The 12,377-nt window shown below is 65.6% G+C and carries 8 protein-coding genes; all 8 read left to right on the plus strand.

Translation table 11 applies throughout. From position 1 onward, the window contains the following. The first annotated feature begins 9 nt into the window (after nt 1–9). The 8 genes from OCW50_RS13775 to OCW50_RS13810 all read left to right on the plus strand — a co-directional run bounded on the left by OCW50_RS13775 (nt 10) and on the right by OCW50_RS13810 (nt 12,370). On the plus strand, nt 10–2,577 hold the full coding sequence (locus tag OCW50_RS13775) for a cellulose biosynthesis cyclic di-GMP-binding regulatory protein BcsB (RefSeq protein WP_262297940.1): 2,568 nt from the start codon (nt 10–12) through the stop codon (nt 2,575–2,577). Continuing rightward, nucleotides 2,574–3,671, plus strand: a complete 1,098-nt coding sequence (locus OCW50_RS13780) for a family 8 glycosyl hydrolase (protein ID WP_262297941.1) — start codon at nt 2,574–2,576, stop codon at nt 3,669–3,671. The genes OCW50_RS13775 and OCW50_RS13780 overlap by 4 nt, the downstream gene beginning before the upstream one ends. Further along, nucleotides 3,662–5,791 (plus strand): tetratricopeptide repeat protein, encoded by a 2,130-nt coding sequence (locus OCW50_RS13785; protein ID WP_262297942.1) that lies wholly within the window; start codon nt 3,662–3,664, stop codon nt 5,789–5,791. The genes OCW50_RS13780 and OCW50_RS13785 overlap by 10 nt, the downstream gene beginning before the upstream one ends. 138 nt (nt 5,792–5,929) lie before the next feature. Then, nucleotides 5,930–6,436: a chemotaxis protein CheW gene (locus tag OCW50_RS13790; RefSeq protein ID WP_262297943.1), complete on the plus strand. Its 507-nt coding sequence runs from the start codon at nt 5,930–5,932 to the stop codon at nt 6,434–6,436. Then, on the plus strand, nt 6,436–7,869 hold the full coding sequence (locus tag OCW50_RS13795) for a CheR family methyltransferase (RefSeq protein ID WP_262297944.1): 1,434 nt from the start codon (nt 6,436–6,438) through the stop codon (nt 7,867–7,869). Before OCW50_RS13790 ends, OCW50_RS13795 begins: the two co-directional genes overlap by 1 nt. Before the next feature lie 2 nt (nt 7,870–7,871). Further along, nucleotides 7,872–8,471, plus strand: a complete 600-nt coding sequence (locus OCW50_RS13800) for a chemotaxis protein CheW (RefSeq protein ID WP_262297945.1) — start codon at nt 7,872–7,874, stop codon at nt 8,469–8,471. A gap of 1 nt (nt 8,472) precedes the next feature. Further along, on the plus strand, nt 8,473–10,149 hold the full coding sequence (locus OCW50_RS13805) for a methyl-accepting chemotaxis protein (RefSeq protein ID WP_262270365.1): 1,677 nt from the start codon (nt 8,473–8,475) through the stop codon (nt 10,147–10,149). A 28-nt stretch (nt 10,150–10,177) separates the two neighbouring features. After that, nucleotides 10,178–12,370 (plus strand): hybrid sensor histidine kinase/response regulator, encoded by a 2,193-nt coding sequence (locus OCW50_RS13810; protein WP_262297946.1) that lies wholly within the window; start codon nt 10,178–10,180, stop codon nt 12,368–12,370. Nucleotides 12,371–12,377: the final 7 nt, after the last annotated feature.

The following is a 12,377-nucleotide window of genomic DNA, read 5'->3' on the forward strand; positions in this document are numbered from 1 at the left end:
AGGTCTATCGTGCGTCGGGTCTTGATCTTCCCTCTGCTGGCCGCTCAGGCCCTGGTCGCGCAGAACGCTGTCGCACAGGCTCCCTTCGGCATGTCGCCCGGCGGAGCGGGCGCTCCATCGACGATCCGGCCCGCGCCGCAGCAGGATCCGGGGCCGCAAGCCCCGTCCGCGGCGCCTTTCGAGATGCGCCAGCCCGGCCCGTCGCCCTCGCCCCCTCCCGCAGCAGCGCCGGCGCCGCAATCCGGCACGGCGGCACCATCCGCTCCGAGCCCGCAACGTCCGGCTCCCGCGGCCCCTCCAGGCCAGGCCGGGACATCTCCCGCCAGACCCGCCGCACCACCCGCGACGGGAACGGCGGCGGTCCGCAACCCCGCCCGCATCGAACGGCCGGTGCTTCCGTTCGAGACGATCCGCCTCGAGGGCGAGACGGATGCACGGTCCTGGACCTTTCATCTGACTCAGGACGAGGCCTCGAGTGGGGCCAGCATCGCGCTCGGCTACAAGAATGCCGTCGTGGTGATGCCCGAAGGGTCGCGCTTGAGAATCGCCATCAACGGCGAGTCGGTCGTCGACACGCCGATCTCGTCGTCAACCGACGTCAAGCACATGACGGCTTCGATCCGTCCCGGCCTCCTGCGGGCCGGGCAGAACATCATCCGGATGGAAGCTTTCCAGCGTCACCGGACCGACTGCACGATCGAGGCCACTTACGAGCTCTGGACGGATGTGGACTCGGCCTCGACGAAGCTCGTGTTCGCGGACGGCGCGACCAAGACGCTGCGCGGCCTTGACGACCTGCCGGCCGTCGGCGTCGACAATACGGGCGTGACGACGATTCGCGTGGTCGCCCCCAAGATCTACCGCCCGGAAGTCCGGGACCGGCTGCTCCGCCTCGTACAGCTCGTTGCTCTGCGCGGACGCTATGCCCATCCTGTGATCCAGGTGGTGGAAGCCGATCCCGGTCCTTCCCCGGTCGGGACGATCAAGGTCGCCATGGGCTTGGCCAGCGAGCTGCGCGGCTTGATTTCAGGCGTGCCGGATGCCGCCATGGTTCAGCCCTTGACCATGATGATGCAGGAGACAGGCTCCCTGGGCTCGACCCTGGTGGTGTCCGGACCCACCTGGCAGGAGCTCGACACCGCTATCGGCATCGTTGGCGCGAGAGGCATCAATGCCACGCAGACCGAGCGCGGCATGATCGACACCGCCTCGTGGCAATGGCCGGAGGTTCCGACCGCCTTCGGCGCGCAATCCTTCCGTTTCGCGGATCTGGGTGTCCCGACGCAGGAATTCTCGGGGCGGCGGTTGAAGACGGGCTTTTCCATCAACCTGCCATCGGACTTCTACGCCACGGAATATGGTGAGGCCATCCTGAATCTCGACGCGGCGTACACGTCAGCCGTGCGCCCGGGCAGCCATGTCAACGTGTTCGTCAACGGCATGATCAGCACGCAGATGACGATCACCTCGCAAGGAGACATCGTCCGGCGGCACAAGATCAGAGTGCCTCTCAAGAACTTCAAGTCGGGGCTCAACCACATCACCGTCGAGGCCATCCTGCTGACGGACGCGGACGAGCGTTGCGCCCCGGGAGAAACCCTGTCCGAAGCGAACCGCTTCGTCCTGTTCGATACGACCACGCTCGAATTTCCCACCTATGGGCGGATCGGCCGTCTGCCGGATCTCGCCGTCATGAGCGCAGGTCACTTTCCGGACGACGACCTTCCGACGACGGTGGTCCTGGCCCGGCTCGATCCCCCGAACTATTCCGCAGCCGGCACCCTGCTCGCCCGCATGGCACGCAGTGCCGGCACCCCGGTGCGCGCGCAGTTCTCCAACGCGGCATCGGCGGATGATGAATCCGTGCTCTTCATCGGCGCTGTCGATCAGATCCCCGCAGGTCTGCTCAACCGCGTGAAGGTATCGGAACATCTGCGCATGATCTGGCCCTCGACGCCGGCGGCCGGCGAAAAGACCGGCCAGCAGACGGCGAGCACGGATTTCAGCCTTCCGGCCGCTCAGGTTTCCCCCGACCGTCTCGCCGCAGCCTCGACCGACGAAGTCCGGAAGCGGTGGTCGGAAACGTTCCAAAGGCGCGGTGTCGTTCAGCAGACGATCGGTACGGTGCAGGACTGGCTGGAAAGGACCTTCAGCCTCTCCCTCCGCTCCCTGTCGTTGGATGAGCGCACCGAGGCCCCCTACGAGCCGCCGCAGCGCGCCTCCCTGCTCATCGCGCAAAGCCGCACCGAATCATCCGGGGTCTGGACCCTCGTGACGGCCCGGACGGATAAGGGTCTGGCGGCCGAAACGGCCCGCCTGGCCAATCCGACGCTCTGGTCCCAGGTCGCAGGCCGGGCCGTGGCCCTCGAACCCCGGGAGATGAAGCTGCAAATCGAGCCGATCAAGGACTACCGCTTCGTGCAGACGCTGCCCCCCTCCCTGACGAATCTGCGGCTCGTCGCGGCAAACTGGATGTCCGCCAACATTCTCCCCTATGCGATTCTCTTGCTGGCTTGCTGTGCGTTCCTGGGCATCGCGACCTCCCTGCTCCTGAACCGTCTGGGGCGTCGCTCATGAGGAACCGGACGCCCTCGCCTGCCCGGCTCCTGCCTTGGATCGTCGCCGCCTTCTCCCTTCTGGTGGCGTCGATGGCTTCATCCCAGAGCCTTTCCGTTCAGCCTTTGAACGTCGTCGGGAGCGTCTCCCCGGCGGACTGGGAGGCTTATCGCTCGCGGTTCGTGGAGGATACCGGGCGGGTGGTCGATACCGCCAACGGCAACATCAGTCACAGCGAAGGCCAGGGCTACGGGCTGCTGCTTGCTCTGGCGGCCGCCGACAGACGCTCCTTCGAGCAGATCTGGCATTTCACATTCACCGAACTTCTTATCCGGGACGACGGCCTGGCCGCATGGAAATGGGATCCCGCGGGCAAGCCGCGGGTCACCGATCGCAACAACGCCTCCGACGGCGATCTGCTCATCGCCTATGCGTTGGCCAAGGCCGGATCCGCCTGGCATGAGCCGCGCTACACGACAGCCGCGCAGAAGCTCGCCAAGGCGATCGGCAAAAGCACGTTCAGCCGAAGCGGGCGCTCCCTGATCCTCCTGCCCGGCGTCCTAGGCTTCGGCTCGGGTGACCGTCCCGACGGCCCGGTCGTCAACCTCTCCTACTGGGTTTTCGAGGCCTTTCCGGTCCTTGCGGCCCTGGCGCCCGAATATGAATGGAGCCGCGTCTGGCGGGACGGGGTCATGCTTCTACAACAGGGGACTTCGGGCCGCATCAGGCTCCCAGCCGACTGGATTTCGCTCCAGAACGGACTTCAGCCCCAGCCGGCGGATGGTTTTCCTCCCGAGTTCGGTTACAACTCGTTAAGGATACCGCTTTACCTGTTGAGAGCTGGTATGACTGACTTGGAGTGGCTGAGGGCTCTCAAGCAGCGCTGGTCTGCGGAGAACGAAGGGGTTGCCGTGGTCAATGTGGTGACCGGACAGGTCCGGGAGCGACTGACCGATCAAGGCTACGCCATCCTGCCCGCGGCACTCGCCTGTGCGCTCGACGGAACGCCTGTTCCCGACTCGCTGAAGACCTTCGAGCCGAGCCTCTATTATCCGTCGACCCTGTACCTTTTGGCGAAGTCCCTGCTTGGTGAAAAATATCCGCAATGCGTCTAGTCGGCAGCGCCATAACGATTGCGGTCGCAATCCTGGGCTTCGCGGCAATCGCGCAGCAGACGGGCTCGGACGGCAATCAGTTGCCCGCCGCAACGCCGCCGTCACCGGCACCTCCCGCAAACGGATCACAGCCGCAGGTCGACGAATCCGCTTTGCGCTATTTTGCATCGCAGGGCGACACTCGCCGCGTGAATGCGGAAATCGCACGGTTGCGGGCGCTCTATCCCAACTGGTCTCCCCCGAGTGACCTATCGCAGCTCTCGGGCAATCCCGGGGCCGCGGCACCCGACCCGCTCATCGAGCGACTGTGGAACCTCTATCGCGAAGACCGGATCGCCGAGGTCCGCGCTGCCATCGCCGAGCGTCAGACCTCCGATTCGAACTGGAAGCCCCCCGAGGAGCTGATCGCCGCCCTCGAGACGGTCGAGGCGCGCCGCCGCCTGACCAATGCGTCGGACACGGGCCAGTGGCGCACGGTTCTGCAGGTCGCCACGGAAGCGCCCAGCCTTCTCACCTGCGTCAATGTGGACGTGCTCTGGCGAGTGGCGGAAGCTTTCGCCCGGACCGACCAGGTGAACAGGACGAGGGACGTCTATACCTATCTCCTGCAGAATTGCGCCAATCCGGGCGAACGCCTGGCCACCCTGCAGAAGGCCCTGACCCTGCTTCCCGAGACCCAGGTGGCCGCTCTGCTCCAGTTCGAGCGCAAGACCGGGGAGGCACCGGACGATTTCAGCTCCATCCGCGACGAGCTGGCCCGTCGTCGTGTCGAGCGAGCCTCCCTCGACAGCAAGATGACAGCCTCGGCCGAGGACCTCGCCGTGGTGGAGAGGCTGATCCAGAATTCGAGCGATGCCGGCCCTGTGCTGATCCTCGGGTGGTACAATTACCACCACGGCAACCCCGCGCGTGCCCTGGAACTGTTCAAGACGGCCCTTGGCCGGAACGGCGGAACCAAGGCGGCGGAAGGCTATGCCATGACGCTGCGGGCCCTTGAGCGGATCTCGGATGCGGAAGCCTTCGCCTATGAATGGCGGGAGCGCGCGCCCGAGAACATGAAGATCTATCTCGACGTGGCCACGGCTCTCCTCAGCCAGGATCCGCCTCCACGGCTCGAGCCGCAGGTGCTCGCACGGATCGTCCCGGTCGTCACGGCGCAGCGCTTCCCCGACGCGGCCCAGTCCCTGGGCTGGTATTCCTACAACACCCAGCAGATCCGCACCGCGCGGGACTGGTTCCGGACGGCCCTGACCTGGAAGGCCGACGACGAGCCCTCCGCCTATGGATTGGCCCTCACGACCCAGCGTCTCAACGACCGGGCGGGCTTCAACGCCGTGGTCGCTCAATGGCGGAGCCGCTCGCAGCGGATCGCGGACCTTGCGGACGGGATCGGCACACCCGGACGACAGCCTGCCGCCACGCCCGTGGTCGCTGCACCCATTCCGATGGCGCAGCCTGGCGAGACGACTCTGCCGCCCGTTCAGCCCCGGCCGGAATCGCGTCAGGTGACGGCCGAACAGGTCGAGACCGAGCAGACCTTCGCCCGGACCGAAGTCAATGTCCGACGCCGGCAGACCCAGGCCCGCTCAGCCCTCGGGCGCAACTGCGCCATGACGCGCAATCCCGCCGGGCTGACCGGCGACAGTGCCCTCACCCGCGGCTGGTGCCTCATGGAGATCAACCGACCCATGGAGGCCGTCGCCGCCTTCGATCAGGCCCTCTCCACCGGCAGCAGCCGCACCCGCGAGGAGGCTGCCTACGGCAAGTCCCTCGCATACCTGCGCAAGAACCTGACGTCCGAAGCGGCCATCGCTGCCGCCGAGGCCCCGCAGACGCGGGAGCGCCGCGCTGAACTCGGCGCCTCGATCCTGACGCAGCGGGCGCTGGCGGCCTACCGTGACGGTCGTTACGTGGAAACCCTCCTCGCCCTGAGCGAGCGGGCCCGGATCGTTCCGGAACAGAACGATCTTCTGCTCATTCGAGGCTGGTCCTATCTCAAGCTCGGTCGCTACGACGACGCGGAGAAGGTTTTCCGTGCCGTTCAGCAAACGGGCTATTCCGAGGAAGCTGCCGCCGGACTGAATGCCATCGCCGAAGTGACCGGCCAGATGCGCTATTAGCGCATCGCACGGACCCGGAGGGTCACGTCCGAGGCTCGAGAGGCTCAGGCGCAGGCGGTTGTCTGGCCGAGGTTTGCGCCTATCTAACGGTCGAATGGGCTCTCGGCCCCCTCATCCTTCCCTCATCGATCCGAATCCATGGCGAACCCGCAGATCATCCTGTTCGACGTATGTGGCACCGCATGTGCCCTGGACCGGACCGCTGCACGCGAGTTCCTGCCGCTGCCGCACCTGTGGCGCCCGCCGGTCCTGCCTCGCCCGGTGGCCGGATTCTTCAACCTGGGCGGCCATGCGGTTCCCGTACTCCACCTTGGCGTCCTGTTCGGACTTCAGCCCGTTGACGATGGCCAAGAGGCGGATCTTTATCGACATCTGATCCTGATCGACCGGCTCGGTGCATCCGGGGGAACGGCGCTCCTCGTCGATCGGGTTCTCGACGTGGCCAGCGTGGATACGTCCCAGTTCTCACCCGTCCGGGAAGAAGGCTCCCTCAACGGCTGCGTCGAGGCGGAGGTCACGTGGGATGGACGCCTCGTCCATCTGCTTTCGGTCGATCGCATCCTCCTTGCCGAGGAGCAGCAGGTTCTGGCGGAGCTCGGACGCCAGGCCCAGAACCGGCTCGCGCAATGGGTGGTTCCGGCCTGATGGCCGCACGCGCTTCTGCCGTCCCGCCGATCGATGCCGGCTTTCCTGAACTGAAAAGCCGTATCATCGAGCGCACGGGGCATTTCTACTACCAGGACAAGGACGAGCTGCTCTGGGAGCGCGTCCGCAAGCGCCTGCGCGCCACGGGGCTCCCCGATTCAGGTCAGTATCTGAACCTCCTGGACGATGCCATCTCCGGCTCTGCCGAATGGGCCAAGCTGGAAATCGAGATCACCATCGGGGAAACCTTCTTCTTCCGCTACGCGGAACAGTTTGCGGCCCTGCGCGAGACGATCCTGCCCGAGATCATCGGGAGGAAAACCGCCACGCGGCGGCTGAGGATCTGGAGCGCTGGCTGCTCGACCGGGGCGGAACCCTATTCCCTTGCCATCCTCGTCAACGAGATCCTCGGCGAGAACCTTGGGACCTGGCGTGTCAGTATCGTCGGCACGGACATCAACGACAGCTTCCTCACCCTGGCCAGGCAGGCGAAGTTCGGCAAATGGGCGCTTCGGTCGATGCCGGCTCCCGAGCGGGAACGCTACTTCCTGGACGCCGGAAAGGACCAGTGGCAGGTGCGGCCTGAATTCCGCTCCCTGGTCCGGTTCGAAAAGCACAATCTGCTGAGCCTTCTCGACGGCACCTCGCCCCTGGAACTGACCGATTTCGACCTGATCCTCTGCCGCAATGTCCTGATCTACTTTCATCCGGATACCGTGATCCGGGTCGTTGAAGCCCTGCGCGACCGCCTCTCTGAGGAAGGTTGGATGCTGCTGGGTCACGCGGAGCCGAATCCGTCGTTCTCGGTCATGATGCAGACCCTGAATCTGCCCGGGACGGTGGCCTACCGGCCCCGCTCTGGCGACACGCCTCCGTCGCCGTCTGCGTCCGAGCCGGTTCTGAAGGATTGGGTGCCGCTCCTCCCGGCTCCGAGACCCACCGAACAGCCGAAACGGCAGCCCCCGCCACGCCCCGTCCCAACGCCATCGACACACCCTGCACCACCTGCCGTCCCGGCCCCGGGAGCCCTGCTGGACGAGATCCGGGCCCTGGCCGACGGCGGCGCCTTCGCGGCAGCCGATGCCCTGTGCAGGCAAGCCCTCGCCTCTCAGCCCCTGAACGCTGCCCTCCACTTCTATCAGGGTCTCGTCCTGCAGGCGCTGAGACGACCCGATGCGGCCGAGAAGAGCTTTCTTAAATGCATCTACCTCGCTAAAAGCTTTGCCATGGCTCACTACCATCTCGGACTGCTGCTGCTCGCGGAGGGGCGATCCGATCCCGCCCGGCGTGCCCTGACCAATGCCGCCCGCATCGCGGCGGCGATGCCCGATGATCGGCGGCTCGAGGAGGCGGACGGCCTCACCGCTCTGGAGCTGCGGAATCTGGTCCGCACCCATCTCGACGCGGCAAGGCCGCCCAGGCCCCGGAGATGAGCATGGCGAGATCGGTGCGTCGCAAGCTGAGGCAGATCGAACGGGCCCGGGTCCGAACCGTTGAGGAGCGCACGCAGCAGATCTTGGACGAGCGGACGGAACGTCTTGCGGCCCGACGGGACGCCGCGGATGCCCAGACGGAAGCTTTCCACCGCGTCCTGCTCTGCGGCGCGGGCCGGGAACTCTTCGGTCTTCCGATCGATGCCGTAGCGGAGGTTCTGCCGCCCCAAAACTGCATGCCCGCTCCTGACGGACCGCCGGCTCTGTTCGGCTTGTTCGGGCGGAGCGGCAGGCTCGTGAGCGTGATCGATCTCGGCCTGGCGCTAGGCCTTGAACAAGCCTCCCCGGATCACGAGAACCATCATTTCGTCCTGCTGCGTCGGGAACACCCGCACGTCGCCCTCCGGGTCGAGCGGGCCCATGCCGTGGCGGACGTTCTTCCCCTAAGGGGCGAGGAGGCTGCAAGCTTCCGCAACGACGCCGTCACCGGGTACGGAAAGGTCCGGTCCGGGGATGCAGATCGTGAGGAAACGCTCTCTCTTCTCGATCTCGAGGGCCTTTTGCGCCCCTTCCTGCCTACAGCTTCTGTTCCTGGAGTCTAACGTGACGATCTCGATCGCCAACCGCATTCTTCTCGGCTTCGCCGTCATCGTCGCGCTGATGGTCGGCCTCGGCATCTATGCCATCAATCAGCTCGACGACGTCCGACAATCGACGGAGACGATCGTGACACGCGATCTCGCCGTGATGCGTCAGATCGAAGATCTCGGCGATCTTCAGAACAACATGCGTGGACTGCGAGAGGAAATCCTCTCCCGCTTCTACCTGCGCTCCCTCGGACAGCAGCAGGCCGCCGGGGACGATCTGGCGCGCTCCTGGGAGCAGCAGGCCGCCGCGACCGAAGCCTCCATGGCGCAGGCGCTTGCGACCGTGAGCGATTTCGCTGCGCGCTCGATCACCTCCCAGAGAGCGGAAGCCTGGCGTCGCATCACCGAGATCCTCAACCGCGCCAGCGGAGACCTGCGCCAGCTCCGCTCATCGACGGAGAGGCAGTTCGCAGCGGAGCAGAGCAATGATCTCGCAGGGGTGGCGGCGACTCAGAACGCTCTGAACGCCAGTCGCGAGTCCTGGAACAGAAACCTGGTCCAGGCCCGCAGCGTGCTGGGCGAAGCGATCACGATCGGACAGAGGCGGATTGGTGAAGTCTACGAGCAGAGCCGGATGTCCATCATCCTGGCCGTGGCGGGCGCGGCCCTTCTCAGCATCCTCATCACCTACGCCCTGCGCTCGTCCATCACAGGTCCGCTCGGCGCGTTCATGAACTTCGTCGAGCGGGTTGGGCGCGGCGAACTGGGCGGCCAGATGGCCGTCACAGGCAAGGACGAGATCGGACATCTCGGCGCAACCCTCAACGGCATGGTCGAGGGCCTGCGCCAGCTCGCCCAGCAGAGCCGTGAGGCGACAGAGAACCTGAACGCGGCCGCTGCGGAGATCCGAGCCTCGACCCAGGAGCAGGCCGCCTCCGTCGAAGAGCAGTTGGCAGCCGTTCAGGAAACCGCCGCGACCGTGGACGAGATCACGCATTCGGGCACCCAGATCGGCAAGCGTGCGCAGGAGGTCATCGCATCCGCGCAGGCTGCTGCGCAGACCAGCATCTCAGGATTGCAGGCCGTGGAGGAAACCGCACGTGCAATGGATGCCATCCGCGAGCAGGCGGAGGCTGTGGCGGAAAACATCGTTGCCTTGAGCGAGAAGACGCAGGCGGTCGGCGAGATCATCGCATCGGTCAATGACATTTCCGAACGCACGCATCTTCTCGCTCTCAATGCAGCCATCGAGGCTGCTGCAGCGGGAGAGAACGGCCGCAGCTTCGCAGTGGTGGCGTCTGAGATGAAGACGCTTGCCGATCAGGCCAAGGACGCGACCCTGCAGGTGCGCTCGATTCTGGGCGACATTCAGCGCGGCATCAACTCGTCCGTCATGCTCACGGAGGAGGCGGTTAAGCGCGTTGCGGCCGGCAAGGAGCGGACGGACATCACCCAGCAAACCATTACTGGAATCTCCGGCCAGATCCAGGAGAGCGTCCAGACCTTCCAGCAGATCATCGCCTCGACGAACCAGCAGCAACTCGGCATCGAACAGGTGATGGGGGCTCTCCAGAACATCCGCCAGGCCAGCCAGCAGACCGCCGCCGGCACCCGCCAGCTCGACACGGCGGCCGCCAACCTGTCCAGCCTTGCGCAGCAACTGCTCGGCCTCGCCGAGCGCTACCGTCTGTAACCGGCCGAGCGATGGCGAGGCCCGTATCGTGACGGATATCCGCAAGCAGCTGCTGGCAGCCTTCGAAGTGGAGCACCGCGAGCATCTTCAGGCGATCCGGAGATCCCTCGACCACATGGGCGGCGGGGAGATCGACCTGACGGATGTCTTCCGCCGGGCGCACAGCCTCAAGGGCGCCGCCCGCGCCGTCGACCTGCCGGCCGTGGAGGAGGTCGCCCACCAACTTGAAGCGCTCTTCTCCCACGTGCTCGACGGGCAGCAATCCCTGGACGAACCGACCGTCGCGACGGTGCGGCAGAACCTCGATCTCATCGAGGACCTCGTTGCGGACGTCCTCAAGCCGGAGCCGACACGACCGCTGTCGGCTCCGGGGCCGAAACCGGCACCACCCGGAGCCGACTCGAGAGCTCCTGCGACAGACACCGCCGATGCCGGGTCAGGATCTTATCTTCGCGTCGGCGCCGAACAGATGGAGGAACTCTCCGATTCCATGCACCAGCTTCTGTCAGAGCTACAAGCCGATGCGGGAATCGACGACGCGTTGCGGCAGATCGAACTGGAGATCCGCGGCCTGAGGAGAAGCTGGGATCACCTTCACGCACAGGTGAACGCCCTGCCATCTCCTATGGGGCAGAGCCGCAGCAAACCATCATTCCTCCCACGCCTGCGCGATTTCGATCAAGATCTGAAAGCGTTATTTCGCAAGGTGTCTGCGCTTTCGCGCGACAGGCGGCAATCCAGCTGGTCGATCGAACAGGCCGCCCGTCAGGTCCGCGACAATATCGACCGGGTCTCCCTGGTCTCGGCGGAGACGGTCTTCGGCGGATTCGGCCATATGGTGCGCGAGATCGCGCGCAAGGCCGGCCGGGATGTGAACGTGCGCAGCATCGGCCTCGACGTCCAAGTGGACCGGCAGGTGCTTCAGGCCCTCAAGGATCCCGTGATGCACCTCCTGCGCAATGCGGTGAGCCACGGGGCCGAGCCGCCCGACGAGCGAAGAGCTGCAGGCAAGGCGGAACGGGCCGAGGTGACCCTGGAACTCGCCTCCCGTGGCGGACGGCTCGCCATCAGCATCCGTGACGACGGACGCGGCCCGGATCTCCGTCGGATTGAGCGGGTCGCGGTCGATCGCGGGCTGCTCCAAGCCCGCGATCCAGGCCAACCTCCTCCCATGATCGACCAGTTGCTGTCCCTCGTCTTCACGCCTGGCTTCTCGACTGCGGACGAAGTCGATCGGTTGTCAGGCCGGGGGATCGGTCTCTCCGTCGTTGCGGAGGCTGTCCGAAAGCTGCAGGGTTCCGTTCTCCTCAGGCCGCGCTATCCCCATGGAACGGAGGTTCTGCTGAACGTGCCCCTCACGGCAGCGCGCCAGCCTCTTCTCCTCTTGGAAGCCGAGGGGCGGATGTTCGGCCTGCCCTCCCATGCGGTGGAGCGCCTCCTGCGGCTGCCCGCCAATGCGCTGGAAAGTGTGGAGGGCCGCCCCACGGCGCGGATCGAGATCGGGGGGCAGGACGTTGTCGTTCCAGTCGTCACCCTGGCCGCCCTGACAGGATCCCCGAATGCCCCCCTCCCCTCCGAGGCAGGACACGTGAAGGCCGTGCTCGTCCGCCATGGTTCGCGCACCTGCGCGCTCGCCGTCAATGCCTTCCACGATGTCCGTACGATGCTGGTCAGCGATGTCCAGGCGATCGGGCTGTCCGAACTGGTCTCAGGCACCACGTTTCTTGACGATGAGCTGCCGGCTCTCGTCCTGAGCCCGGACAGGTTGGTCGAGCACTGGATCCGCAACGAGAGCAGGCTTGCTGCGGGCGGTCTGGGGATCGCCCACCGGGCTCCCGAGGAGGAGCGCCGGGCAAGGGCCATTCTCGTGGTCGACGATTCCATCACGACGCGCACCCTTGAGAAGAGTATCCTGGAAGCTCAGGGCTATGAGGTTCTCCTCAGCGTTGACGGAATCGATGCCCTTCACGTGCTGCGCTCGGGTGAGGCCATGATCGATCTCGTGATCGCCGATGTGGAAATGCCCCGCATGGACGGGTTCGGTCTGCTGCAGGCGATCAAGAACGATCCGCGGTTCTCCACCCTTCCCGTCATCCTCATGACGTCGCGCGCGGACCCCGAAGACGTCCGCAGGGGTCTCGATCTGGGCGCGAGCGCCTATATTACCAAGCAGAAGTTCGATCAGCGCGAGCTTTTGGCGACGATCGGGCAGGTATTGTGAGTGTCAG

The sequence above is a fragment of the Microvirga sesbaniae genome, from assembly GCF_025460805.1.
Classification (GTDB): domain Bacteria; phylum Pseudomonadota; class Alphaproteobacteria; order Rhizobiales; family Beijerinckiaceae; genus Microvirga; species Microvirga sesbaniae.

Excerpts from the sequence above, each read along its gene's own strand:
- OCW50_RS13790 (WP_262297943.1), top strand. The coding sequence starts at position 5,930 with ATGGCGAACCCGCAGATCATCCTGTTCGACGTATGTGGCACCGCATGT.
- OCW50_RS13800 (WP_262297945.1), top strand. The coding sequence starts at position 7,872 with ATGGCGAGATCGGTGCGTCGCAAGCTGAGGCAGATCGAACGGGCCCGG.
- OCW50_RS13780 (WP_262297941.1), top strand. The coding sequence starts at position 2,574 with ATGAGGAACCGGACGCCCTCGCCTGCCCGGCTCCTGCCTTGGATCGTC.
- OCW50_RS13785 (WP_262297942.1), top strand. The coding sequence starts at position 3,662 with ATGCGTCTAGTCGGCAGCGCCATAACGATTGCGGTCGCAATCCTGGGC.
- OCW50_RS13795 (WP_262297944.1), top strand. The coding sequence starts at position 6,436 with ATGGCCGCACGCGCTTCTGCCGTCCCGCCGATCGATGCCGGCTTTCCT.